A 23,788-nucleotide genomic window follows, 5' to 3' on the forward strand; every position below is an offset into this window, starting at 1 on the left:
AGAGTACCTCCTTATTTCAAATAGAGTTAGAGTAAAAGACTCCAAAACAATGAATGTCTTGGAGTAATTATCTCATTAATAAGGAAGTATGGAAATATACTCAGTTATTAACCGCTTACTTTTAATGCGTATAATTTTTTATTAAGTAGAGTTTTGTTTATATATATTGGGTTCACTAGTATTTATTTAGTGAGCCCTTTATTTTTACAAAAGTTACTTTTATAAACTTTCTACTGCATCTTTTAGCTTATCCCAATAATACATTTGATCCTTAGTTAGTTTAGAATCCTCCATAATATCTATAAAATCTTTGAGTATTTCGATGACTTGCTTTGAATCAGCGTACTTATCTCTTAACTCTTCAAGTGCTTCTTCTAGTTCTTGACGCTCATCTTCACATCCATCAAGGTCATCTTCAAGACTTTCTATTTTATCATTTAGTCTTTTAACTTGTTCACTATCTTCAACATAATCTTCAATAAACTCTTTTAAATCTTCAAGGATATCTTCTGGAACTATATCTTTTAAATCTTCCAGTTCTCTTACTATGTAGGGCATATCCTTTTTCCAAATAACCATCAAAACCTCCTGCTATTTAAACCGAAGTTGCAGCTCTCCAAACTCATCTACAACTTCTATGTACTCTACTTTTTTTCTACATCTACTTCGTACAAGGTTACTTCTACCCTTGGATTCTCACTATAATGCTTCTCTATATTGAGTTTTACAATTTGGCTATCATCTGAATAAGCTATACCATTCAGACTATCTAAAACGATTTTAGCCACATTATCAAGGTCTGGTTTTTTAGTAGGATGCAACTTGCCTTCCTCAATAAGCTGCCTATTTTTCTTGGTCATACTTTTAGGGATAGAGTACATAGCAACAATCCTAGCCTCTAGCTCCCCCTCTAATTTCCTTGCTCCATATGTATTTTGATAGACCCATTTAACCAAGTTCTCATAGCTTAGCGTTTCTTTTGGGGTTATAGCTTGCCTTCTCCCTTGATTATTGGTAAACACTCTAGGTCGCGCCTTCCCTTTTGGTTCTCCAGGAATAACAAATCTTATATTCATCCCAGCACCCTCTTCCAAAATGGTTTCTTTGCAGTTAATTCAACTTCTAAATCCCTAATTTCTGCTTTTAAGGATTCAATAGTTCTAGCCTGTTCATTGATTAACTGTTGTCTTTATAAAACTGTTGCTCTTAAGTAATTAATTCTAATTTTATCGGTAGAGCACTCATGGCGAAGTTCTTTAAGCTCCTTAGCCTGCTCCTTTACCCTCTGCCTATTACTTGGGGATTTGGGAGTCCTTTTCTTTCGTCTCTTCATTCACTTATCTTCCTTCCTGTGCCTTTGCATAAACTTCTCTAAGCATTCCACACTGTCTTATGTTGAATTCTATTTGGCTATCTTCTATCACTGGACCATATGTAATTTTAGGAACGGATTCCTTGTTTTCAAGTTTAAGCATTTCTTCTTTTTCTTTTGTAGCCAGTCTTATATTGTCTATTTGACTACTTAGCTTAGGTCCTAATGATACTTCTTTGGTAAATCTCTTGTTTACCGCATTCATAGCTTTAGTAAACTGCCCTCTCAGAACACCTTCCTCTTCTTCTGGGCATATGCTAATAGCTCGAACACCCCCTACCCACTTAACAGCTTCTTGTACTTGCCGCGGTAATTCATTCATGACTGCTTCTTGCGAATAAATACCTCCGTGTTTATTTATGGCTTGATGGACCATTCCCCAAGCTTGTTCTGGGTCTACTATTTCTGGTAATAAAAGTTCTGCATAAGCTTCTTTTATATCCGCTATTGTTGGCGCCCATTTTGATGTATTAATAAGTTTCCTTACAGCAATAAGTGCCATATTATAATCAAGCTCATTTAAAAAAGCCATCCAGTATTTACACGCTTCCGTATACTTACCATCCTTTGTATAAATCTGTAATTCAAATTTAGGATGGCAGGATTTAATCAGGACTAATAATTCTGCACACTGTTCTTTTGTCACTTTTATTCTCCTTCCAAAAATGCTATCATTTCAGGACTTTTAGGTTGAAATTCATAGCCACTATGCTGCTCTACAACAATTTCTACTTCCTGATAGTTTCCATCAAGGTAATCTACATACCCACTATTAAAAAACGTACTGCCATTTTGTGGCTTTCTCCATGTTTCTTTTTGGAGTCCTAATTCATAACGCTCGATACAGCGTATTAACTGCTCATAGCTATACTGCTCTATAAGCTTAGGTATTTTTTTAATAGCTGTAGCTTTCCCCTTTTTGAGAGGATATCTATTCCATACATGAGCAACCTGTTGCTCTATATGTTTTTTATTCTCCTCATTCTTTTCATTCTTACTTTCTTTATCATTCTTATTATTCTTTTCATTCTTGTTTGTGTCCCCACCGTTGTCCATAGGGCTGTCCCCACCGTTGTCCATAGGGCTGTCCACTCCTTCACTAAAATTACCTTGATAAGCATTGTATTTATTAACTTTTATTGTTGTCCCTTTTTGGGTCTTATGTAGTGCTATCATCTGGTCATTTTCAAGCAACTCTAAAAACTTTCTAACTGTTTTTCGATTAACATCCCAACGCTCGGCAAGCTTTAGTTCACTGGTATGAAACTCACCTCTTTTAACCTCAAAAAGTTCATTTCCTAATAAGAATTTATTGTCTTTATGGTTGGCCATCAGAATGATATCCAGCCACCATTTGAGCTTATTTGCGTCCTGCCATATCCAGTGCTCTTGTATGTCCCTGTATATTTTTATCCATCCGGCCACCCTTATCACCTACTTATCTAATGCTTGTTGCCCTGGCATTGTTTCGCTATCATTTACCTCAACAACTTCTGTAGCTGTTGTATCAATATAATCATCTGATTCATCTTCAACAAGGCTCATATCAGCATCTATTTTGGTCTTAACTGATGTATCTGCCACAATAGCTTGTTGTATTTCAATAGAAATAGGTGCATATTTCAGAAGTTGTTTGATCACTGTTTTCTTAGCCATCGCATCAAAATCTGTTTTCCATGGTCCATTATTGAAAGTCTTACTCTTCTTTTGAGCAAATTCATTCACTTCCTCTTTAGTCATAAACACGAAACTAAAACCACCATCAATAGTGTGATATACTGCATAGTATCCAATCACATCACCCCTATCTCCCTTAAGAAGAGGTTTATGTTTAAGGCTTTGCTCTAAACCATAGTCAATATCAAACTCATCATTTTCGCGTACTTCATGTGCATAGATAGTCTTAATTTTTCCACTACGCTGAGCTAATTCAAGCATACCCTTATACCCAACTTGGAACTGTACATTTGTACCATATGGTATTAAATAAGCTTGTCCGAGTGGTGTATTAGGTTCTAATCCAAGTTGTGCAGATTGCATCATTGCAGCAATAAAACTCTTCGGATCACATTTTTGTAATGCCTGATTAGCGCTAAATGCGGTGAGTGCTACACGCTGAAAACGTTCACTTGATACCATACTAGGTAATGCTGCTTCAATCTCTTTAGCCATCGCCTTCATCATTTGTTGCATACCTTTTTGTGGACTTACTTTTACCTCACCTGCTGCCTTTGCTTGTAATGCATTTTTTGCTGTTGTACTTGCCATAATTAAATCCTCCTTATTTAACCTTAAACACTCTGTTTAATGATGTTTTTATATACTGCTTATAAATCTCAGGTTCTTCTTCTTTCAACCTTTTGCTATCTACTGTATCCCTAGATTGAGTCTTCCAAGTAACCTTTCTATCACCTAATACAGCCACTTCACACTCTTTCATTTCTAGCTGTATCTCTTGGTCAATCTGCTTTTTCTCCTGTTCCATAGCCTTGATGTACTTTTCCAGCTCATCACGCCTATTAAACTTTTCAGAGAATGAGTCATTAAGTTCAATACTTTCAACTATACTTGTGTGATACTTCTTCTTAATAACCTCTGTATACGCATTACTTCCATCTGGTTCCGGCACTTCATCCCCTAATATGTAACGTTCCCAAAAATCTTTCTCTATGGCTATCAGGTTATTAATCGTTTCTTCATCACGCTCTATTTTGTGATAGATAAATTTCTCATTACCTATCAAACAAGCTATATAACCATAATCAAATCCACATACGGCCATATAATGTAAGCATTGTAATTCATAATGAAGAGGAATACCTTCCTCCCATTCAGACTTACTATAACTCCCTGTAGTCTTACACTCTAGAAAGGCATTTTCTCCAATAAGCACACGGTCTAAATTCGCAAGCATAAACTCATGTTCCGGATGTTGCAAGAGATAATTCTCACGTCTTACTCTTGCGCCAGTAGCTTCTTCAAAACGCTTAGCGACATAATCCTCTAAGTCTCTTCCAACTCGCATACGTTCGTTATCTTCCTGTGGTGGTTGGTCTGTTGTCTTATCTAGGTACACATTAATAGGACTTCTCCAAGGGTTAAGGCCTGCTACTGTTGCAGCATCACTGCCTCCAATCCCTTTTTTTCTCCATTCCAGCCACTCTTCATAGGACATATTTTTTGTATTTACTAGTCTAATAGCATTCATACTATATCTCCTTCTTCTATTTTTTCTGCCAAGTCACTCCAGCAAGTATCACAATCATGACTCTTACAATATGCAATAATATACTTCTCTAAGTTTTTGTTTCTTTGCATATCCTGCTCTAATTCATCTTTTACACAGTACTCTGTTTGATCTAACAAACTGCAAAGTGTATGTATTAAATTTTCCATAGCTTTTTTAGCTCCAATACGATATACTTAAAATGTTATTTTATTTTGTAATTGCATCACATACGTTTGCCGACGTTGTGGTGCTTTTTTCTTGCCTTGTAAATGATATACATTCGCCTATGTACATCTTGAACACGTACTTTATGTCCATTCTCTAGCTCTGCATATAAACCTTCAAATTCATCATCTACAATAACGCCTTTTTTCTTTCGATACCTTACCTTATCGCCTTCTTCGATAAGCGTACCTTTACAATCTTTGTAATACACTCTCTCCCTCCTTAATCTGCATAGAGTAGTTCATCAGCCACTTGCTCTTCCCACTTCCATATGAATCCTATAGCTGGCCGATTTTGTTTTATTGCGCGCTGAATAGTGGATTCATCTGTAAAATTAGCATCTGCTGCTACAATCAATGATGGATATTCTTCTATTACTTTTCCGTTTTTTCTATCAATCTTCACAACAGTTTTTTTAAGACGGCTTGTAGCCTCTCTCTGAAATAAGGCCCATTTTGTAATAAATCCTAAATTATCCACATGATTATAGGACTTATTCCCGTTTTTATGGTAAATGACATAGCCTTCTGGAACTTCTCCAATAAATAATTCAACAACCTTTTTATGAGCATTTAACCTTTCAACCTTTCCAGCTATCTGAATACTGATCTTTAAACTTCCCTTCTTTTTGTTCATATCCGGAAGCCTATAAACCCACCTCTCTTGTACACGAGACCTATACCTACCATAGCTACTTACTTGCCATCTGCTATTAGGAATATCCCGCCAAACTTCATCCAGTATAACTTCTTTTGCTAGGAGTTCCCTAAATACGCTAATCGGTGTGTCTTCTTCTAGCAAGTAGCAATTAAGGCTTCTTATCTTGCTCCTATGTTGAAGGGCATATCTTAATCCTTCCTTTGTTCTACCAGCCATGCCTGCTAACAACTCTAATGTCACAACTTTTCTTTCTGCAGTACGTGGGTCAAAAAGAATAAATTGCTTTTCCACTTTAAACCCTCCTATTCCTATGTTCATGTTTGATAGTATTTATTTCATGAATAATTCCATTAGCAATTTCTCTATGAGCCTTTGCAATACGCTCAATGTGTTCCTCAAATCCTTCTATAGCTAATAAAGCCTTTTCAGCCTCATAGAGTTCTATGCGTATCTTTTCTTCCTGTCTTTCTAACTTGTTAAGTTGTATTCTATGTACCATTCTTTTTAAGCACGATGCCCTACGTGATTCTAAACACACCTCGATAGCCTTATCTATACACAAAGTTAATCGCATATTTGTTTCACTTATCCTTTTTAATGCATGACTAATGATTTTAAGGCTCTCTTCGGCTTCTATATCCTCTGTAGTACTAAGATACTTTTGCATACCTTTTCTCCTCTTTTCATCTCATAATAATTGTCACGTATGTACATCAAAGCATTGTCTATGTCTCTATAAACTTTCCTTCCGTCTTCTGTCATAAGCAACTCTTCGAAATATTCTAGTTGCCCTCTTACCTCATTGATTTTACGAGGGATAAGTTTAGAAATAAGTTTGTTCTTAACCTCTACCTGTTCAAATAGAATTACTCTTAAGGCTTCGCATAAACTTTGTGATACGCCACACGCTTCTATTTCTTCCTCTTCGATTGCTAAAGCTCTCATAGCCTTAATTCTTCCTATTGTTCGGTCTAAATCACCGATTACAACTTCTTCTGCTGTTCTCATACTAAATCCTCCTCTTCAACTTTTACTTTTACATATTTTCGATTCACATTTCTTTCAATGCTTTTTCTATAACCGCTCCCTTCTAATGCATGACTTATAGCACTTCGAGTTACTCCAAGTATATCTGCTAGTTCTCCACATGATTCTGCCACAGCTAACGGTAATTCATACTTATCTGCTGTTACCATCATCCACACTGTCATCTAATCTTCACCTACTTCAATCTGAACTTTTACAAATTTATAACCTAACTTAATGCCACTAGCACCTTCTGAAATCTGCCTAAAAATATTAGCTTTTTTAATACCTGTCTTTCGTTCAAGTTCTTTGCAGTTATCTTCAATGAAAACAGGAAACTCAAATCTATCGGGTGTGACTGCCATATAAAGCCTCATACTTAGTACCTGCTATCTAGCTTTTGGTTAATTTCTCTAAGTATTTGGTCAAACTGTTGTAGTTGAAATTTAAAGCATATGTACATCGTTACAGCTCCTACAAGGAACCCGAATACGTATTCAAACATTTACGAACCTCCTTTGGACTAAATCGCTTATAGCTTGTACATTTTTGCTTTCTGCTTTTAACGGTTGATTTCATAGGCTCGTTTTGGAGCTTTATATCATCAACTGGTATGATTAATGTTGCTGTTTCCACTTTTTAAACTCCTCCTTTTTTTCTTCTTGCCATTTATAAAAATCTACTCGTTTAACTGCTAAGCTTCTTTCTCCAGTTTTGAAGCTTGGGAAATCTTCTCTACGAAATAGTTCGTATACTTGTGACTTAGAACGATTTAATATCTTCATGACATCATTAGGAGTAAAGCAAAGTACATCTTCTGTATTAACAATCTCGAATTCATTCATAGCTATTACCTACCCACTACAACTAAATCTATTTTGAGATACTCTGCAATTTGCTTCTTTCTTTCTGTACCATTTCTAGTACCCTTAAGAATATCTGTAAGATATGCTTGTGAAATCCCTACTGCTTTAGCAAGTTCCCCCTTATCCATATCCTTATCGATTAATGCCTTTTCTACCTCTTTTCCAAAAGGTGTAAGTTTAATTTTTCTAGCCATCTTTTATGCTCCTTTCTTTAATAAAAACTCTATAAGACTTCCTTGAGCAAAGTCCTCTAAAACTTCATCTGTAATCCCTAGCACTTCTAAAAGCTTTTGATACTCATGTTGTTTAAACCTAGTAACTTCGTTCAATTTATTAAACAACGATTGTCTCTTGATTCCTGTACCTACTGATATTTCATCTAAAGTTTTGTTTATGTCTTTCAAAATAATATGTAATGCTTTTCTCTTTTGAGAAGATAGCTCTATCCATTGAACCTTCATGTTATTCTCCTTTCTTATGTCAATTCTTGAATTAATTTTTATACTAATTTAAAATTTACTTACCAACTCTGCCAAGTTGGAATATAAAATAAAAGGCGGTGATATAGATGAATAAATTTGAATCTGAACTCTTGTCTATAGCTTATAAAAATTATCTTCAAACTGGTTCTACATATGGTAGCTTTCGTATGCGTAATGGAAATGATTTTATGTATTATCACACAGCAGCTAGCTACTTATGTGATAATGAATACTTAGAAGCACTATCTGACAATATCCTCGAAGATTCTATAAGTATCTTTGATAACTTATTAGAATTTGAGCTGACCGAAAAGGGCTTAGATTATTGCAAATCTAATCTAAAACTCTAGTACAATAGTAGTTTTACCTTCTAAGCAATTGAAATTAGCAGTTTTTAAGTGTTTTTCTAGTTCATATGCTTTTAAACTGCTAATTTCCTCTATGAATTTTTTACAAAACTCTAGTTTAGCCTCATCCAAACTCTCTGTCTGTTGCATAGACATATATGCATGTTCTACAAAATCGATTTTGACATTTTCATTCTCCATATTTATGCTCCTCTCTAAGCTACTCCATACTTGATAGCCATTTCTTTTACGACTGCTATGTAGATTTCTTTAAGACGCTTGTCCTCTGCAATAACATCAATTTGACTTACTTTATCAACCTTGCTTTTGGAGATACCCTCTCGCCTCATTCTGTCTTGCTTATTAATGACTCGCGTCTTTAGACTCGCACCTGCTCGTTGTTGAAGTAGGTTGTAAACTTCATCACGTACTTGCTGATAAGCCTCTTTAGTTCCTCCACGCTCTTTGGCTACTTTATTGATAATGTTATTGCAATCCTTTCGCCAGCTATCATGGTCTAGTAGCATAGCATCTTTGACTATTTCCATTTGCTTAGTTGCTTGTTCTGCTGTTGCCTTTGCTTCAATAGCTACTGTTTGAGTTTGCTCTAGCTGTTCCTTCATCATCTTGGATTGTTGCATTTGGTAGATGATGATGTCTTCCATACTCATTGATTGCATCTGTTGTTTTTCTTCTCTTAAATGAAAATACTCATCCATTAATTGGTCGTGGATATCCCAAGCTAAGTCTGTATCCATAATTTTGATTATCTTTGCATATCCTCTCTCTGATAGAAGATAGATGTGTTCAGCTTGAGTTATTGCTGATTTCGTATAACCTAACTTCAGTAGAATTTCTAAGGTGCTTGTCTGATAAGCACCTTCTTTTAAGTCAATAAAATCAATGCTTTCCTTGAATCGCTTAATATTATCCGTGATTCTTGCTCTTACGTTTCTAGTTTCCATACCATGTATTTCAGCTATCATCTTATCTGTAACTACTTTTTGATTTTCTCCAAATCCACCTAATACTACTGGGATTTCTTTTCCCATAAATTGTTGTGTTCCTTGGACTTTAACTAATGCATTTTTAGGCATAAGTAACCTCCTTAATATGTTCTATTTTTTAGCTAAACATATTGACAGTAGAATATAAACAGTATATTATATACTTAAAAGTAGCGCAAAATATACTTTGTAGGTATAGCAAATAAACACACGTTGGGGAACGGATGTACTTTATGGCTATTCCTTTTGTTTACTGCTGTTTATTTTTGTCGTTTTGTTTTGCTTAAACACAGTATAGTATAATTTACGCTACTAGTCAATACGATTTTGTATATTTTACGATATTTTCAAATCAGGAGGCTAATACTATGTCTGTAGTTGAACGAATTCAAACATTATGTATCCAAAAAGGGTTAACATTAACAGGTTTGGAAAGGGAATTAAATATAGGTAGAGGAATAATCAAAAGGTGGGCATCCAGCTCTCCTAATATAGATAACATTCAAAAAGTAGCTGACTACTTCCATGTATCAGTTGACTACCTATTAGGAAGAGAGCAAAAACAAGTTGAACTAAATAACCGAGATAAAAGAGATATTGCAAAAAAACTAGAAATTATAATGGATGACCTTACTGGCCCTGAAGGTGTTTTAGCATACGGTGGAGATGTATCTGAAGAAGATAAAGAACTTTATAAAATCGCAATTCAAAACGCTTTAGAGGTTGTAAAGCTTAAAAATAAAGAAAAATACAACCCTCATAAAAATAAAAGATAAGTATTCTAGGGGGAATTGGTTTGCACCAAAGTCGTTACAAAAGATTAATAAAATCATTAACTCAAAACTACACTTTAACGGATTTAGAAAAAATAGCTAGAAGTAAAAAAATTATAATATTGTATAGTGACCTTAATAAAGAGGGTGGATTATATAAACTAATAGATAAGAACAAAGTAGTTATTATTAATAATAGATTATCTTATTATCACCAGCAGATAGTTTTAGCGCATGAAATCGCTCATGCTATACTTCACCCTCATGAAAGTTCAGCTTTTACTTCTATAGGAATACCTAAAAAAGATTATAAAGAGAATGAAGCTAATCTATTCGCTTGCAAGTTACTTCAAGCTATAGGATTTTGGGAAAATGAAAATTTATGCATTTATGAAAAAGAACTAACTAAAGCTGATTTTAAATTTATAGAAACCTATAGAAAATATTGTTGTGAAGGAGAATAAAAATGTTGTCAAATAATACATCTCTTTTAAGCGAAGAAACAATTAAGAAACTTAATGAGTTAGGTATACGCCATATTAATACTGGCAGAGAACCTCTTACAGAAGAAACTGCATTAGAAATAATCGAATTCATCACTAATGATACTTTTTTTAAGGAGGATAATTAAATGGCTAAAAGAAATGCTAATGGTGATGGGAGCATATACCAACGTAAAGATGGGCGTTGGTGTGCTGCTGTTACTATAGGATATGATGAAAATGGAAAACAAAAGAAAAAATATATTTATGATAAAGATAGAGAAAAATTACGGGCAAAACTATTAGCATTACAAAATGACATTATCATTAATGATGGTTATGTTCGTGATGATGTCATTACCCTGGAACAATGGGGAAAACGATATATGAATGATTTTATAAAAAATACTGTTAGAATAACTACTTTTGATTCTTATGATACCATCTGTAGAAATCATATTTACAATGCTGATATAGCACTTATGAAACTTAAAGATATAAAACCCTATCACTTACAACCATATCTTAATGGTAAATCTTATTTATCTAAAAGCTCTATAAAAAAGATTTATCTCCTCTTAAACATGTTCTTTGATGGTGCAGTAAAAAATGACCTTATTATTAAAAACCCTCTAACTGCAATTAATATTCCACGCTCAACAAAAGAAACTAAAGAAATTGAAATACTCACATTAGATCAGCAAAAATCTTATATACAATCCACAACCTCTACATCTTACAGAGGATTATTATTAACCGCATTATTTACAGGCATGAGATTGGGTGAAATACTAGCATTAACTTGGGATAATGTAGACCTTAAAAATATGCAAATAAAAATTGACTCCAGTCTTAAAGAAACGAGAATTCACGAAAACGGTAAAACAGAATGGGTAACTATAAAACAACCTCCTAAAACTAAAAGTGGAAAGCGAACCGTTCCTATCAGCAAAATACTCCTAAAAATATTACTCGATCATAAAAATCACCAAAATGAATTGTCCTTGAAATTTGGAAGAAACGAATTTAATAAGAATAATTATGTATTTTGCTCAGATACCGGAACTCCATTAAATGCCCGTAACGCCCAAAGAGCCCACTATCAGACATGCACACGTGCTGAGATACCACATGTAGGCTTTCATGCATTAAGACATACATTTGCTACTAGAATGATAGAAAATGGTGTAGATGTAAAAACAGTACAAGGGTGGATAGGACACTCTTCAATACAAATGACCTATAACATATATGTTCATGTTCAAGAAGAAAGCAAAAAAGCCGCTGCACAAGTGCAAGACGACCTTTTCGCTAATATGTTTTAATTTTTTTTGCCGCTGTAGGTGTCAAATAGGTGTCAATCACCTATTTAAAACCTTCAAACCTATGAACCGTCTGGGACTCGAACCCAGGACCCTCAGATAAGAGTTTGTTATTATGTCACTATAAAAACCCTTGATAATACTACATTCTCATTTATAAATATGTGCATTTCGCCCACTTTTCGCCCACCTACATATAAATAATGATTTTTCGCCCACTTCCACATAAAAAATAGGAGGTTTTCACCCCCCCTACTTTAACTTAAATAATATGTATGCATTTAATTCTTTTACATATCCTTCGTATATCCCATCGCCTTTATGTACTACATCTTGTATTACATCACCAGTCACAATTGCCAAGTGTATTTCTGCCTTTGATATGCGTTTTGGATATTTAACCACTTCTACTTCTGCAAGATTATATTGTAACATTTTAAGCCCCCTATTAGTTAAGCTTAAACTTGATTGGGTTATTACTGAATACGTCTAAATTAATGCTTAATGTTTCGGGATTTGACCCCTCTTGCATTGTAAATGCTATTTGACCTCTTAACTTCCCTTGTGCTGGCACACTACCATCAAGTGAACCTTTTACATCAGCAAAAAAGTCTACTTCACCTTGATAACCATCATCGCCACTTACTGAATAACTTAGCATTGTACTACTTATAACATCCTCGTTTGTTAGATTTTCAATTAGAATGTCAAAAATATAAGTGTTTTCTACTCCCTCCATGTTGTTTAGGGTTATTTTATATTTACCATTATCAACCGTATCACCAATAGTTGCATCCTTAATAGTTTCAACTACTGGCATTTCTTCAACAACATCTGATTGCTTTTCTTCAATAACCGTTGCTTGTTCCTTAGTTGGTTGAACATCCTCCCCCATAAATGTACCAATTATACTAATTGCTACTACTCCTAATACTACTTTTTGCCATGTTTTCATTTTCTTTTCCTCCTGTAATTACCTTTTATTTAATCTATAGTCCTAACAAATACCCGATTGAATTACTGTAATATCTCATATCTGTTGGAATATCAATGTTATTTTTAATCTTACCAGCTACGGCATTAAGGAACTTTTCAGAACCCCCACCCGTAAACACCTTATCATGCAAGATTGTCTTTCCAAATTTATTTTCAATGTCCTTCATAATGTCTCTGCATACATGAACGGTACTTTTTAAATTGGTCATTAGGTTGTAGTCACCTTTTTCAGTTCTAATAACTGGCTTATTCCCATTGATTCTTTTATCTATTTCCTCAATGCTTACTTCAACGCCTTGTTGTGCTATTTCATCCTGTAAGACCTTGTAAATGTCATATAATGCTATATTGATCGTTGCATACTTATTAATTGTGAACTTCCCATTATATTCAAGTAGTAATACATCAGTTGTTTTCATACCAATATCAATGAGTAATGTTGTGTTATCCTTATCTATGTAATTAGCTAAAGTTTTAATGCTTGCGTGACCCTCGGCAAATATCTTCACGTTGGTTAGGTTTACACTAATTGCTTTACCATTAATTGTCCCCTCTAATGTCCCTAACTTTTCTATTTCATCCTTGTATTGCTCTTTCTTAGCCTTGTATATGCTAATTGGTAAGCCAATGCCTAAATCAATATAATGTGTGCCAGTACCATATACGCTATATACAGACCACAATATTTGATGTTCTAGGTGTTCACGGTTTGTTTTATCAACATTTGTTAAGGTTATCTGACCAACTCCAAGTGCAAGACTTAAACCGTTGAATGTTACTACATCCCCACTTATTAAGGCTGTATCAAGTGAATACACACTATTTGTGTATGCTTTTACAATCTCATTAAATTCATTTAAACCAGCTACGCAAATTGTTCTGTTACCCATATCAATGCCTAGTTTTTTAACTTTATTACACATGATTAAAATTCCTCCACTTCATCTTCACCAAAACTATCAAGGCTTAATGTCTTGTTCTCTTTTATTTCTTGATGTATTTCTACTTGCTGTACTCTTGGCTGATAATATATTGGTTCGGGTGCTACTATTTGACCGTTCACACCCTTAATATATAAATCTAGTGCTTTTGCAATCTCACCATTTAAGTTCCTAAAGTTTGCAACTGCCAATTCTTCCATAGTTTTACGCATTTCAACTGGTATTGAAATACTGAACCTTACCATTTCCATTCACTCACCCCTATAGAACAATAAGGATAATGAATGTAAGGATTGTATTTATAATGAACTCTAACCCTGTATATGTGCCATTTTCAAATCCACCACATACACCTATGTAATAAAATACTGTTAACACTTTTACTATTGCCAATGTGTAATATGCTATTTTAAGAAGCCCAACTTTTAATGCTGTCATTTTCTAGTCCTCCTTTAGATTGTTTTCCGTTTAATTTATATTCATTAGATTAAATTCTATTATTAGCTTAAAAAAATATTCATCGTGGCTTGTCCGAGGAATGGACTTGAAAGGATGCCACATATATTTGATAGCCGACTGGCTTGTTTTGATTGGTTCTTACATATATTATAATACATCAATGTCAATACAATGTCAATACATTTTAATGATTTATTTTCCAGTTACGCAAATTTTACTTGATTGCAGTCAGCCCATTCACTTTCCACCTCTTCAAGAAGTCCGTCTAATGCACTAGGTATAGCTTGTTCACTAGAAATAACAGATAATACTGGCGTTGCATCTTTAGCTGGTGTAATAGATTCTTCCACCACTTCAGCATTTAATAGGCGTTCAACATCTGGAAACATTCTCTTGATTCTTTCAAGGGCATCTGCACTAAATTTAGATAAATCATGCCCCTTCCACATAATAGGTTCTTTCACTTCTTCTTCTGCAACTGGTACTTCTTCTGCAACTGGTACTTCTTCTACGATTGATTCAACTACATTCATTTTAATAGTTCTTGTATTGTAGCCAACAACATCAACTGTAATATATTCATTTTTATGTAGGTTTGTAATGATTTTACTAATTCTGTCAGCACTAACGCCAACGAACATTGCGAGATATTTATTAGATGCATAACAACCTTGACCCTTATCAAGTGCTTTAATCATAGATAGGACAAATTTTTCTTGTAGTGACAAATTTTCATCATTTAGTATTTCCATTGGTATCCATAACCCATCCATTTGTTTTTGTTCGTTGTTCATCATGTGCTGATTCCTTTCTAGTAATTTATGTTTTAATAATACAATAACGTCATTGTAATGTCAATACATTTTATTTACGTTTCCAATTCATTTCATTGTACCCATACACGAAATATGATATAATAGAGTAAACAGAATAAAAACCAATATGAGGTGTTAAGTACATTATGGCTACTGAAAGAAAAGAAAAATATAGAACTCAAACATCTACATCTATTGATAAATTATTACTTGCTACATTAGAAGAATTAGCAAAGGAACAAAGATGTAATAAATCAAGATTGTATGATGAAGCATTAAAACTATTATTTAAAGAATATGGCAAAGAAATTAAGAAAGAGACTGAACTGTAAAAGTTAGTCTCTTTTTTTGTTACTGTTTTTAGATAAGATTATAAATTCACATTGTGACCGATCGTCATTATTAAAAGGGGAGGTTCTTAAATACTATCTTTAATTATTATGATGATATTATAAAAGATATTATAAAAGATATTATTTGTAGGTACTTTCACCTATCCCCATAGGTACAAATAACTATACCCATAGGTATTTACACATACCCCCATAGGTATTTACACATAGGGGGATAGGTGAATATAACTAGGGGGATAGGTAGAAATACATATGGGGCAAAGGGTATGTTAATAATTATGTGGATAAAATGTGGGTAAAAATAAAGTGAAATAGTTCTATTTTTTTACATCTTTAAAAGTTAAAATAACTTCATCTATTACACTATAAATATATGCTACAGCAAACATGATAGCTATTATCAAGCCAAGTGGGAATGGAATACGCCCTAAAAACTCACAAATTAGTGCCAAGAATACTCCACATCCCATAAATAAACCTCTAACAATGGTGACAAATATTAAATCCAAAATATCGAATATCTTAGGCATTCTCAAACCCTCCTATCACATATAATTTTACAGATTTAGTTTTAACTCTTTTATTTTATAAAATTCGTATCTGAATAAAAAAAAAGAGGACTAATATAAATTAGTCCTCTTTAATGCGTTCTTCAATCATTTTTTTCAAGTCCATAAGGTCTTCTACGGTTGCTTTATTCTTAATAAAACCCCTAGCTGTTGACCTAGATTTTAGATAGTTTGAATATTCCTTGTTTTGCTCTTGCCATCTCTTATTGGCTTCTGTTTGTTTTGTAGCCATTTGATTTTCTCCCATTGAAAAATATAATTTTCATACCTAATATTAAGACTATCAATCTTAATATATTAAATAATAAAGTTGATATTGCTGTTAATAGTTCCATATTGTTTTCAAGTGGTATATGTGATATTTTAATATATAGGGGAGTAAATCCCCTATATAACTATCTTAGGCTATCTCTTACCAATTTGACCACGGCTAAGAGTGTGCCAACATTTAGAGTGAGATTAATGAGTGCTGATACCACTTCGTTAATCTCATTTATTATTTCTACCACTTTTCTACCTCCTCTCTACTCTTTTATTATACTACGGATAGTATATTCAGTCAAGTAAAATTCTACATTATTTTACATTATTCTACACAAACAAAAAAAAAAGACTAGGGTTACCCCTAGCCTAATTTCACACTATATTTAATTAATAAACTTCTTACATTATCCTTTGTATATGTCCCATTCTTCCAAATATCAGCACTTGAAATAACACCCTTTGCAATAAGGACATCTACACCACCAAACTTTGAAAGTAACGCTGGTACATTCTGTAGTTTGATATTGTCAAGTTTATTCCATGCTGTAGCATTAATCATAATACCACTTTCAATAATTCTTTCTACTGCATCATATAAAGCTATATCGGATTCTTGTATCTTATAGTGTGATTTAATTCCCTCTATAATGCCTTTTACAATCTTATCTTGATATGCTGATTGGTTTAATAGATTGGCTTCAACCCTGTTTGAAATAAAGCCACATTCAACTAGGATAGATTCATTGAATCCATTAAGTACAGCCAAATCATCCCTATATTTAGCACCCCTATTTTTAGCCCCCGTTGCTTTACACATTCCATTGCACACAACTGTAGCCAAATCTTTTTGTGTCTTATATAACACTTCAATACCACTTGCTGAATCGTTACTGTGGGCGTTAATATGTACAGATACCAACACATCACCTTTTAATTGTTTAGCCTTTACTGGTCTTTGTGATGGTGTTATAAGTTCATCTTCACTTGATCGAGTTAATACAACCTCAACGCCTAATTTTTCAAGTGCGTATTTCAACTTCTTAACAATAGCTAATGCTAATACTGATTCTTTTAGACCGTGACCACACGCCCCAAAGTCTTTTGAATTATTTCTATGTCCAGCATCTAATACAAATCTCATATTTAAACACCTCTCTTAAATGTTTTCAAGTTTTTCTTCGATATTCTCCAAACGTGGGATAATGCCATACGTTAGGGTAGCGTTTGTTTCCAGTAATTTTTTGTTAACGTCTGTTTGTTCAGCTAGTGTTGCAAGGAAGTTATCCTCTCTCCTTTGCCAATCTTCCCTATTCTCTTTCTGCATCTTAGCAACGTAATAACAAAGACCAATTATTAAAGCTAAATTAAACCCAACTGATTCAATTAATGTTATAAATTCCATCTTCATCCTCCCAAAATAAAAAAAGATGACTACGTGGTCACCTTTTTTACACTCATTAGTTTATAAAATTCTTCGATTGATTTTGTAAGGTCTTCAATCCTCTTTTCTAACGCTTTAATTTTTTCACTTTCCGTCATTTGAACATCGTAATATACAACAACTACATTACCATCTTCATCAAGTTCATATCTTCCCTCTTTGCCAGCGATAACCTCCATTACTGGTGGTTCATCAATAATATAATGCTCGCTAAATTCATCATCAAAAAGCAATTTATAGTCAATTAATTTATTATTTTGAATGTCTTTTGAAATAAATAACCTTTGTTTCATTTTAATACTCATCCCTTTCAAATATCGTGATTAACTAAATAATTTATTATACTGTGCGTGTGTCACATAGAAACTACTATAATTGTGACTTTTTATACTAACCTTACCACTTACTATACGCCACACTCGAACTGTTAAGTTATTTACACTTTCAGCACGCCCAACCTGTACAGCTTGTCCATTTGTAGTATCTAATTGTAGGGCATCGCCAATTACATATTTATATGTAGAGGAATTAAATTCTGTCCCAACTTTCCAACCACTTGTGGGTGTAATGAATTCCTTAAATGTGTCCGTTCCTAGACCATCATCGTGGATATTATAATATAGTGATAGGTAAATTTTATCAGCTATTGCATCTTTTCTAGTGGAGTTTGGTCCTACGGGAATTTGACCAATTTTATTGGCAAGTACGCTATGACTATCGCTTCCACTTGCTGAAACACCTTTTGCAGTAATGGCGGAAGCGATTGCATTTTTCCCATTACTGACAGATTGCTTTAAACTATCTAAATCATTTGCAGTTGGGTTTTTAACCCATGCCGACCATGCGTTTTCGTATTTTCTACGTTGATAAACAACACAATGTGAAAATGTAGTATATCTGTGCAATACACAACCCTCATTTGCTTGTCCAACAACTGGAATAACCTCTAATACCCCAGCTTCATGTGTTGGTACATTTGGACACGCTTGTGCATTTACATTTAGTGGGAATAAATATGTACCAGCTAATGTTATACTATTAAAATCAACCCCGTATTCAATAGTATGTACAGTTGCAGTATTAGGACACCATTTCCCCCAACTTGCACCATTTCTAATCCTAGTCCATTCTGTACAAGCGTGTGTAATAGCACCATGTGGATTTAACCATGTAGCCTTTTGAAGTATATATTGTCCATTGTGATTTTTAACATCAATATACCACCAATAGGAGCCATTTGTAATCGGTGCATTGTTAGGGTTACTAACCATGTAAAAGCCATTATTAATAACATCATCTAAATTAGTCCCACTTGGTAAATTAGCACTAGTTGTTCCAAGCCCTTTATTTGCTAAATCTTGTTCTATTGCAGTTGTATACCATGCACCATCTAAATATACTTGTGGTCTAGCTTGTTTGTTAATAATGAAACTATCAACCCCATCCACTCGATACATCAGCCCAAAATCATTTGTCGTACTTGCGTTCCAAAAAACATTAGTTTTTTCGGGTCTACCAACATCCCAAACTAGGCTTCTAATACCTTTAAATTCAATGTTACCGTGAACTTCCCCACCACTAAGTTGCAAATATCTATCGTGGTGAGTATGTTCTTCTGGTGGGAATTTTTGTGGTTTTCCATTTACGGAATCCCAAGAAATATCTATCGCTTCCATTTGCTCATTTAGCCTTGCTAACTCTTGTCTAATATCAGCGTGTGAATCTTCTCCCTCATTATGATTATCTAATTCAGCTTGTGTTAAGTACACCAATGAACTATCAATGGTAGCTGTTACATTCTGTACATTAGAAACAAGCAAGGTTACTTGTATAATCTTTTCATCAAGTCCATTTCTTGAAATGATAGAAGTCTGTGTGGTGTGACCATATAAGTATAGAATCTCTCCACCAGTTTCCCCTTCTGCAATGACACCTAATTCAGACCATGCATAATCACTTTGGATTTGTTGTGGTGTAAGTGTAGTCGTTAGGCTGACAGTTGACCCATTTCTATTAACACCCGTGATTGGTAATGTATTTTCAACTTTTACCAATGCCGTTTGGTTTGCTAAGTCCTGTCCTGTAAATGTACCCGAACCTAGCAAAATATTTTTAAATGTGATAGAACCACCAGCCATACCTTGTGCGATTAGGTTCATACCAGCATTTGTGATTGTTTTATTAGTAAATACGCTCATTGTTACCCCCTTAATAGTTGAATTTATCCATCGTTCTATGGATGAATCCCGTATAAATGTCCATATCATGTGAAGCTAATAAATTTACAGTTAGTGCAATATTAGCTGGAATTTTATTTCTAAGGTCTTCAAAAATCTTATCTCTTAGATGTGCTTTACCCGTTGAGATACTAACAGTAAGTGAAAACCCATTTAGTAATACCAGATACTCACTTTCACCAACTAATGTTGTTAAGTATTGTCTTAACCATCTATGAGTATAATTAGCCTTAGTATTATATAGGTTTAAAAGATTCACTCTCCTAATCTCTATGTCATTATCTGTAGGTAATTTAAACATTTTTTCATACCTAGTTAGACCACGATCACGGGCTGTTTGAATGAATTGATTATCTTCAACTTCCTTTGAAAACTTATCTAAATTATCAAGTTCGGGGCTGATAGATTTATCAATATCCCCGAACTCTCTAATGTTATATACGTGTTGTGGTAGGTGCTTACTTAATCTAGCCATTTGTAATATCCCCCACAACTGGCACTTCTTCATCTGTAAGTGATAAGTTATTAGTTTCCCCATTGATAGTGGTATTGCTAATGTCTTCAATACCAGCAATATTCAATATTCTTGATTCTATATGTGCTATCCTAACAATTACATTATTTACAGTAGCCCATTCTTTTCTCAATTCCTCCAAGTATGTGGTAATAACTTCCCTTACACTAGATTCTACATTAGACCAGCTAAAGCCACTCTTAAATGTTAAGTTTAGTTCAATATTCACTTGTACACTTTTAGCTGGCTTGACTGTAACCATATGACCAATTGGGGCAATCCCTAGACCCTCACCAGCATTTTGTGTTGGGTCAACTTGGGTTTGTACCTTTCGTATTAATTCATCATTAGGGACTGAACCATCATTACCTAGTAACACCAGCTTAACAGTTCCAGCACCATTCCAAGTTGGATAAACTTTAACCGACCCTACACCTTCCAATGCACTAACTTTATTTTTATAATCTTGTACATTTCCACCAAAAGCATCATCATTAAAACTGTTAAAAAATCTTTCTCTTAATTGTTCATCTGTTTCACTTTCTGCACCAGCAACGACAATTTCACCCAATTGTGCATCATTTATACCACTAATTGAATCAATATTAATCATACTTCCTGTGTATCGGTTACCGATTGAACCAGCTTGGTTACAAATTGCACCAAATTGATTCTTTTTGGTGCGATATTGCACCGTATATATTAAATCTTCTTTACCCCATCTACTTCCAATTGGTACATCTGCATTAAAAGTAATAGTTCTAATGGCATTTACAGCATTTTTCCTGTTAATACCACGTTCAGCAGTCCTTCTTTCAAGGTATTCCCCTTGTGCTGTATCTGCATAAACCTTATTTTCTAGCTCATTTATGTACAAATAGCATTGGTGTAACTCAACAATCGTTGGTGCAATAGCATCATAGATAAAAGAACCCTCTGTTTTATCAACTGTGGCTGTCACCCTGTCCAATGCTCTTTGTAACAATTCCTCATAAGTTAAGTTATACATTTATATCAACCTCCCCAAAATCTGTATCAACTGTGAAACTCGCTGTTAGGTGGGAATCCTTAAAAGTTATATCAAAGTTATAACAACGGCTTATGTTCGGGTGAATTGTCAATGTATCGGTAATGATTCTTTCAACCTCACTATCAATAAAACCTTTTTCATAACCTTTTCCAATGAGTTCTTCCAATTCTTCCCCATAGTCCCATGAATAAATGTCATATGTGTATCGGCTGGTTTTAAGTGCTTTATATATCCAAACCTTTACTGCATCTATTCCCTCAACAATTAACCCTGTCATTTCACCAGTTTTAAAGTCAAAGGCATATTCTCTTGGGTAGTGTTTTGGAATTGACCCAACAACTATTTCTTTATCTTGCATGAATGGAATAAAAATCATAAATTCACCACCTTTACGAATACCACATATATTTGCCTGTTTTCAGTAGGAAGTAATACAACTAAGTCATTAACTTTTAGAGTAGTTTCACCACTCATTTTCATATCACCATTCAGCGTTGCTTGTGCGTTAATTGAATGTGAATGGCTGGCAAATGAAGCCTCTCCACTACCACCACTAGCACTTGCTGTTGAACTTGACAATGTTCCATTTATTGTCACGTTACAAGTTCTTTCATAAGAACTTGTTAACTCATAATTTACTAGTAAGTCCTCTTGTTCAAGAATCAAGTCTCCCGTCTTAATAGTTAAGGGGGATGTACTAATGACTGTACCAATGGATATTGTAGGTGGATTGTATTTTTTTCCCTGTTCTTGCATCAAGTTTAAAAGTCCAGCGTATGGATTCTCCATTTTATCACCCCTTATAAATTAATTGTAAGTTGACTTCATACTGACCATTAGACCATGTATGCGTGTCTGAACTAATTTCAAATACACCAACAACACCAGTTGTAGAATCTTCAACTTTTATATTAAATCCTGTTATACACTTCACATTTCCTATTGCTGTAACATCCACCGAATACTCAACGGATTTCAACATATTTGTGGCTACTGCCCTAGCCTGTTTATCTTTTTCTTTTGTATATGTATCTTGGAATATCCCGAATAAATTCATAGATTCTTTATTACCTACTTCATCTAGGAACTTATCATTTTCGTCATAGATTTTAACCTTATTTATGATACTGTCAGCACTTTCAGTAAATGAACTAGAAATAATATTGATTGCATCATTTAACACATAATCTATAACTATTGCACCAACTTCTATGACATTTAAACGCCCTTGCATCATAATAGGCAAATATCTTTTTCCATTTTGTAGACTAGCACCTTTATAGGCATCTGTTAGGGTTTGATACAATCCCCCACCCTGTACAATCATCTTTTGAGGGATGCTTGTTGGTGCTAGTTCTCCAACTTGTAAATTTATTTCTTCGCACACTCGCCTAGCTATTGATTCAGCCGTTGCATTTTTAAAGTTAAATGTACCCTTGCTTTTTGAAAGTCTAATGGCATCATCATAGCAAGTAACTTGTATTGTCCCTTGCTCTGAAACTTGTTCTGAATAAAATACTTTCCCTCTAAAAATTTCTGAACCATCATCTGTTAGTAGCTGAATTATATCACCCAGTTTTGGTTGAACTCTTGGGGCGTAGTAATCATGTTTAGGATGAAGTACCTCAAATTGTAAGGTTCTTGAAACTTCATTCTTGCTACCACTCCATGTAATAGTTCCTACTAGGTCACTTATATTTTGCTTTATATCGCCATGTTTCAATAATATAATAGGCATTAAATCACCAACTTTTGACCAACTGAAATTTTATTAGGGTCTTTTATATTATTCTTCTTTGCAATCGCTTTATAGTTTTCACCATTGCCCGTCATTTTCTTTGCAATAGTCCACAATGTATCACCAGCTTTAACAATATAAGTCCCACCAACTTCCTTAGTTTCCCTTTTAGTGCTTGGTGTTGAAACAGTAGTTCCATTCTTTGTTGTAGTTTGGGTAACTGTACTTGTTTTAATAAAACGATACTCTTTTAATTCTAGTGTGAAATATACGTCACCTGTTCCATCCTGTTCCCCGTAGGTGAATGATTCAATAGCCATAGCATAATTAATTGGTGTGCCTGTTACGATCAATCTAATAGGCTTACCACTTTCTTTCCATTTAAGAATGTATTTTATAAATTCACTAGGTTTTGGGAATCCCTTATATAAACAAAAAGAATACTCTTGATTAGGGAAAAAGCTGGATATGCTAATAGATGCAAGTCCAGCTTTTCCAATTAGATTTATTTCACCAATACTATTTATATTAACCGTAGTATTTTGGTTTGGTAATGTTATTTCAAATGAGGATGGTATAACTGGTAGTTGTAGCCTATCCTCGTTGTTATTAAAAGATAAATAATAATCCATGTTATACC

Annotated in this window: 44 protein-coding genes; 6 read left to right on the top strand and 38 right to left on the bottom strand. The window is 34.1% G+C overall.

Annotated elements, in window-relative coordinates:
- Nucleotides 1-219: 219 nt before the first annotated feature.
- The 18 genes from H8718_RS06035 to H8718_RS06115 all read right to left on the bottom strand — a co-directional run bounded on the left by H8718_RS06035 (nucleotide 220) and on the right by H8718_RS06115 (nucleotide 7,839).
- Nucleotides 220-579 (bottom strand): hypothetical protein, encoded by a 360-nt coding sequence (locus H8718_RS06035; RefSeq protein WP_249332246.1) that lies wholly within the window; start codon nucleotides 577-579, stop codon nucleotides 220-222.
- Nucleotides 580-644: 65 nt separating this feature from the next.
- The gene (locus tag H8718_RS06040; RefSeq protein ID WP_249332247.1) at nucleotides 645-1,076 is read right to left on the bottom strand and encodes a RusA family crossover junction endodeoxyribonuclease; all 432 of its coding nucleotides are present in this window, start codon (nucleotides 1,074-1,076) and stop codon (nucleotides 645-647) included.
- A gap of 113 nt (nucleotides 1,077-1,189) precedes the next feature.
- Entirely contained in the window at nucleotides 1,190-1,333 is a 144-nt protein-coding gene (locus H8718_RS06045; RefSeq protein ID WP_249332248.1) for a hypothetical protein, read from the bottom strand.
- A gap of 4 nt (nucleotides 1,334-1,337) precedes the next feature.
- Entirely contained in the window at nucleotides 1,338-2,018 is a 681-nt protein-coding gene (locus H8718_RS06050; RefSeq protein WP_249332249.1) for a replicative helicase loader/inhibitor, read from the bottom strand.
- Between the two features lie 2 nt (nucleotides 2,019-2,020).
- Nucleotides 2,021-2,704: a hypothetical protein gene (locus H8718_RS06055; protein ID WP_249332250.1), complete on the bottom strand. Its 684-nt coding sequence runs from the start codon at nucleotides 2,702-2,704 to the stop codon at nucleotides 2,021-2,023.
- A gap of 102 nt (nucleotides 2,705-2,806) precedes the next feature.
- Nucleotides 2,807-3,640 carry a recombinase RecT gene (locus H8718_RS06060; protein WP_249332251.1) on the bottom strand — a complete coding sequence of 278 codons (834 nt, stop codon included), beginning with the start codon at nucleotides 3,638-3,640 and terminating at the stop codon, nucleotides 2,807-2,809.
- A 13-nt stretch (nucleotides 3,641-3,653) separates the two neighbouring features.
- Nucleotides 3,654-4,580, bottom strand: coding sequence for a YqaJ viral recombinase family nuclease (locus tag H8718_RS06065; protein ID WP_249332252.1), 927 nt, complete (start codon nucleotides 4,578-4,580; stop codon nucleotides 3,654-3,656).
- Nucleotides 4,577-4,768 (bottom strand): hypothetical protein, encoded by a 192-nt coding sequence (locus H8718_RS06070; RefSeq protein ID WP_249332253.1) that lies wholly within the window; start codon nucleotides 4,766-4,768, stop codon nucleotides 4,577-4,579. The genes H8718_RS06065 and H8718_RS06070 overlap by 4 nt, the downstream gene beginning before the upstream one ends.
- Before the next feature lie 56 nt (nucleotides 4,769-4,824).
- Complete coding sequence (locus H8718_RS06075) at nucleotides 4,825-5,037, bottom strand: hypothetical protein (protein ID WP_249332254.1); 213 nt, start codon at nucleotides 5,035-5,037, stop codon at nucleotides 4,825-4,827.
- An 11-nt stretch (nucleotides 5,038-5,048) separates the two neighbouring features.
- Entirely contained in the window at nucleotides 5,049-5,777 is a 729-nt protein-coding gene (locus H8718_RS20780; protein ID WP_249332255.1) for an HNH endonuclease signature motif containing protein, read from the bottom strand.
- Nucleotide 5,778: 1 nt separating this feature from the next.
- Nucleotides 5,779-6,153 (bottom strand): hypothetical protein, encoded by a 375-nt coding sequence (locus tag H8718_RS06085; protein ID WP_249332256.1) that lies wholly within the window; start codon nucleotides 6,151-6,153, stop codon nucleotides 5,779-5,781.
- On the bottom strand, nucleotides 6,120-6,494 hold the full coding sequence (locus tag H8718_RS06090; RefSeq protein ID WP_249332257.1) for a hypothetical protein: 375 nt from the start codon (nucleotides 6,492-6,494) through the stop codon (nucleotides 6,120-6,122). The genes H8718_RS06085 and H8718_RS06090 overlap by 34 nt, the downstream gene beginning before the upstream one ends.
- Complete coding sequence (locus H8718_RS06095) at nucleotides 6,491-6,697, bottom strand: hypothetical protein (RefSeq protein WP_249332258.1); 207 nt, start codon at nucleotides 6,695-6,697, stop codon at nucleotides 6,491-6,493. Before H8718_RS06095 ends, H8718_RS06090 begins: the two co-directional genes overlap by 4 nt.
- Nucleotides 6,698-6,877, bottom strand: coding sequence for a hypothetical protein (locus tag H8718_RS06100; RefSeq protein ID WP_249332259.1), 180 nt, complete (start codon nucleotides 6,875-6,877; stop codon nucleotides 6,698-6,700).
- Between the two features lie 14 nt (nucleotides 6,878-6,891).
- Nucleotides 6,892-7,017: a hypothetical protein gene (locus H8718_RS20540; protein ID WP_283246163.1), complete on the bottom strand. Its 126-nt coding sequence runs from the start codon at nucleotides 7,015-7,017 to the stop codon at nucleotides 6,892-6,894.
- Nucleotides 7,018-7,129: 112 nt separating this feature from the next.
- Nucleotides 7,130-7,357 (bottom strand): helix-turn-helix transcriptional regulator, encoded by a 228-nt coding sequence (locus H8718_RS06105; protein WP_249332260.1) that lies wholly within the window; start codon nucleotides 7,355-7,357, stop codon nucleotides 7,130-7,132.
- Between the two features lie 5 nt (nucleotides 7,358-7,362).
- Entirely contained in the window at nucleotides 7,363-7,572 is a 210-nt protein-coding gene (locus H8718_RS06110) for a helix-turn-helix domain-containing protein (RefSeq protein ID WP_249332261.1), read from the bottom strand.
- Between the two features lie 3 nt (nucleotides 7,573-7,575).
- Nucleotides 7,576-7,839 carry a hypothetical protein gene (locus H8718_RS06115; protein WP_249332262.1) on the bottom strand — a complete coding sequence of 88 codons (264 nt, stop codon included), beginning with the start codon at nucleotides 7,837-7,839 and terminating at the stop codon, nucleotides 7,576-7,578.
- Nucleotides 7,840-7,946: 107 nt separating this feature from the next.
- On the opposite strand from H8718_RS06115, the gene H8718_RS06120 reads away from it, so the two are divergent.
- Nucleotides 7,947-8,210, top strand: coding sequence for a hypothetical protein (locus tag H8718_RS06120; protein ID WP_249332263.1), 264 nt, complete (start codon nucleotides 7,947-7,949; stop codon nucleotides 8,208-8,210).
- Here the strand turns inward: H8718_RS06120 and H8718_RS06125 are convergent.
- Nucleotides 8,199-8,408 (bottom strand): hypothetical protein, encoded by a 210-nt coding sequence (locus H8718_RS06125; protein ID WP_053985033.1) that lies wholly within the window; start codon nucleotides 8,406-8,408, stop codon nucleotides 8,199-8,201. The genes H8718_RS06120 and H8718_RS06125 overlap by 12 nt on opposite strands.
- Before the next feature lie 14 nt (nucleotides 8,409-8,422).
- The gene (locus H8718_RS06130; protein ID WP_249332264.1) at nucleotides 8,423-9,304 is read right to left on the bottom strand and encodes an ORF6N domain-containing protein; all 882 of its coding nucleotides are present in this window, start codon (nucleotides 9,302-9,304) and stop codon (nucleotides 8,423-8,425) included.
- Between the two features lie 278 nt (nucleotides 9,305-9,582).
- On the opposite strand from H8718_RS06130, the gene H8718_RS06135 reads away from it, so the two are divergent.
- From H8718_RS06135 to H8718_RS06150, 4 genes are read left to right on the top strand one after another with little or no spacing between them, the layout of a single operon-like run.
- Nucleotides 9,583-9,990, top strand: a complete 408-nt coding sequence (locus H8718_RS06135; protein WP_249332265.1) for a helix-turn-helix domain-containing protein — start codon at nucleotides 9,583-9,585, stop codon at nucleotides 9,988-9,990.
- A gap of 20 nt (nucleotides 9,991-10,010) precedes the next feature.
- Nucleotides 10,011-10,451 (top strand): ImmA/IrrE family metallo-endopeptidase, encoded by a 441-nt coding sequence (locus H8718_RS06140; protein ID WP_249332266.1) that lies wholly within the window; start codon nucleotides 10,011-10,013, stop codon nucleotides 10,449-10,451.
- Nucleotides 10,452-10,453: 2 nt separating this feature from the next.
- Entirely contained in the window at nucleotides 10,454-10,618 is a 165-nt protein-coding gene (locus tag H8718_RS06145; protein ID WP_249332267.1) for a hypothetical protein, read from the top strand.
- Entirely contained in the window at nucleotides 10,619-11,794 is a 1,176-nt protein-coding gene (locus H8718_RS06150) for a tyrosine-type recombinase/integrase (protein ID WP_249332268.1), read from the top strand.
- Nucleotides 11,795-12,043: 249 nt separating this feature from the next.
- Here H8718_RS06150 and H8718_RS06155 read toward each other — a convergent pair whose 3' ends face one another.
- The 6 genes from H8718_RS06155 to H8718_RS06180 all read right to left on the bottom strand — a co-directional run bounded on the left by H8718_RS06155 (nucleotide 12,044) and on the right by H8718_RS06180 (nucleotide 14,984).
- On the bottom strand, nucleotides 12,044-12,226 hold the full coding sequence (locus H8718_RS06155) for a hypothetical protein (protein ID WP_249332269.1): 183 nt from the start codon (nucleotides 12,224-12,226) through the stop codon (nucleotides 12,044-12,046).
- Between the two features lie 13 nt (nucleotides 12,227-12,239).
- On the bottom strand, nucleotides 12,240-12,746 hold the full coding sequence (locus H8718_RS06160; protein WP_249332270.1) for a hypothetical protein: 507 nt from the start codon (nucleotides 12,744-12,746) through the stop codon (nucleotides 12,240-12,242).
- A 34-nt stretch (nucleotides 12,747-12,780) separates the two neighbouring features.
- Nucleotides 12,781-13,710: a ParM/StbA family protein gene (locus H8718_RS06165; RefSeq protein WP_249332271.1), complete on the bottom strand. Its 930-nt coding sequence runs from the start codon at nucleotides 13,708-13,710 to the stop codon at nucleotides 12,781-12,783.
- A gap of 2 nt (nucleotides 13,711-13,712) precedes the next feature.
- Nucleotides 13,713-13,979 carry a hypothetical protein gene (locus H8718_RS06170; RefSeq protein WP_249332272.1) on the bottom strand — a complete coding sequence of 89 codons (267 nt, stop codon included), beginning with the start codon at nucleotides 13,977-13,979 and terminating at the stop codon, nucleotides 13,713-13,715.
- Nucleotides 13,980-13,989: 10 nt separating this feature from the next.
- Nucleotides 13,990-14,166 carry a hypothetical protein gene (locus tag H8718_RS06175; protein ID WP_249332273.1) on the bottom strand — a complete coding sequence of 59 codons (177 nt, stop codon included), beginning with the start codon at nucleotides 14,164-14,166 and terminating at the stop codon, nucleotides 13,990-13,992.
- A 224-nt stretch (nucleotides 14,167-14,390) separates the two neighbouring features.
- Nucleotides 14,391-14,984: a helix-turn-helix domain-containing protein gene (locus H8718_RS06180; protein ID WP_249332274.1), complete on the bottom strand. Its 594-nt coding sequence runs from the start codon at nucleotides 14,982-14,984 to the stop codon at nucleotides 14,391-14,393.
- A 164-nt stretch (nucleotides 14,985-15,148) separates the two neighbouring features.
- Here H8718_RS06180 and H8718_RS06185 point away from each other — a divergent pair, with 164 nt between their 5' ends.
- Complete coding sequence (locus H8718_RS06185) at nucleotides 15,149-15,334, top strand: ribbon-helix-helix domain-containing protein (protein WP_249332275.1); 186 nt, start codon at nucleotides 15,149-15,151, stop codon at nucleotides 15,332-15,334.
- Between the two features lie 338 nt (nucleotides 15,335-15,672).
- On the opposite strand, the gene H8718_RS06190 is transcribed toward H8718_RS06185, so the two are convergent.
- The 12 genes from H8718_RS06190 to H8718_RS06245 all read right to left on the bottom strand — a co-directional run bounded on the left by H8718_RS06190 (nucleotide 15,673) and on the right by H8718_RS06245 (nucleotide 23,780).
- Nucleotides 15,673-15,885 carry a hypothetical protein gene (locus H8718_RS06190; protein WP_249332276.1) on the bottom strand — a complete coding sequence of 71 codons (213 nt, stop codon included), beginning with the start codon at nucleotides 15,883-15,885 and terminating at the stop codon, nucleotides 15,673-15,675.
- A gap of 100 nt (nucleotides 15,886-15,985) precedes the next feature.
- Nucleotides 15,986-16,156: a hypothetical protein gene (locus H8718_RS06195; RefSeq protein ID WP_249332277.1), complete on the bottom strand. Its 171-nt coding sequence runs from the start codon at nucleotides 16,154-16,156 to the stop codon at nucleotides 15,986-15,988.
- A 393-nt stretch (nucleotides 16,157-16,549) separates the two neighbouring features.
- The gene (locus tag H8718_RS06200; protein ID WP_249332278.1) at nucleotides 16,550-17,329 is read right to left on the bottom strand and encodes an N-acetylmuramoyl-L-alanine amidase; all 780 of its coding nucleotides are present in this window, start codon (nucleotides 17,327-17,329) and stop codon (nucleotides 16,550-16,552) included.
- 15 nt (nucleotides 17,330-17,344) lie between these two features.
- On the bottom strand, nucleotides 17,345-17,590 hold the full coding sequence (locus H8718_RS06205) for a hypothetical protein (protein ID WP_249332279.1): 246 nt from the start codon (nucleotides 17,588-17,590) through the stop codon (nucleotides 17,345-17,347).
- Nucleotides 17,591-17,619: 29 nt separating this feature from the next.
- Nucleotides 17,620-17,922 carry a hypothetical protein gene (locus H8718_RS06210; protein ID WP_249332280.1) on the bottom strand — a complete coding sequence of 101 codons (303 nt, stop codon included), beginning with the start codon at nucleotides 17,920-17,922 and terminating at the stop codon, nucleotides 17,620-17,622.
- 30 nt (nucleotides 17,923-17,952) lie between these two features.
- Complete coding sequence (locus H8718_RS06215) at nucleotides 17,953-19,827, bottom strand: phage tail-collar fiber domain-containing protein (RefSeq protein ID WP_249332281.1); 1,875 nt, start codon at nucleotides 19,825-19,827, stop codon at nucleotides 17,953-17,955.
- Between the two features lie 10 nt (nucleotides 19,828-19,837).
- Complete coding sequence (locus tag H8718_RS06220; protein WP_249332282.1) at nucleotides 19,838-20,341, bottom strand: putative phage tail protein; 504 nt, start codon at nucleotides 20,339-20,341, stop codon at nucleotides 19,838-19,840.
- Nucleotides 20,334-21,389 (bottom strand): baseplate J/gp47 family protein, encoded by a 1,056-nt coding sequence (locus H8718_RS06225; protein ID WP_249332283.1) that lies wholly within the window; start codon nucleotides 21,387-21,389, stop codon nucleotides 20,334-20,336. Before H8718_RS06225 ends, H8718_RS06220 begins: the two co-directional genes overlap by 8 nt.
- Nucleotides 21,382-21,786 (bottom strand): DUF2634 domain-containing protein, encoded by a 405-nt coding sequence (locus tag H8718_RS06230; protein ID WP_249332284.1) that lies wholly within the window; start codon nucleotides 21,784-21,786, stop codon nucleotides 21,382-21,384. Before H8718_RS06230 ends, H8718_RS06225 begins: the two co-directional genes overlap by 8 nt.
- Nucleotides 21,783-22,199 (bottom strand): DUF2577 domain-containing protein, encoded by a 417-nt coding sequence (locus H8718_RS06235; protein WP_249332285.1) that lies wholly within the window; start codon nucleotides 22,197-22,199, stop codon nucleotides 21,783-21,785. The genes H8718_RS06230 and H8718_RS06235 overlap by 4 nt, the downstream gene beginning before the upstream one ends.
- 4 nt (nucleotides 22,200-22,203) lie before the next feature.
- Entirely contained in the window at nucleotides 22,204-23,148 is a 945-nt protein-coding gene (locus H8718_RS06240) for an XkdQ/YqbQ family protein (RefSeq protein ID WP_249332286.1), read from the bottom strand.
- On the bottom strand, nucleotides 23,148-23,780 hold the full coding sequence (locus H8718_RS06245) for a LysM peptidoglycan-binding domain-containing protein (RefSeq protein WP_249332287.1): 633 nt from the start codon (nucleotides 23,778-23,780) through the stop codon (nucleotides 23,148-23,150). The genes H8718_RS06240 and H8718_RS06245 overlap by 1 nt, the downstream gene beginning before the upstream one ends.
- Nucleotides 23,781-23,788: the final 8 nt, after the last annotated feature.

This window comes from Zhenhengia yiwuensis (genome assembly GCF_014384995.1).
Lineage (GTDB): Bacteria > Bacillota > Clostridia > Lachnospirales > Cellulosilyticaceae > Zhenhengia > Zhenhengia yiwuensis.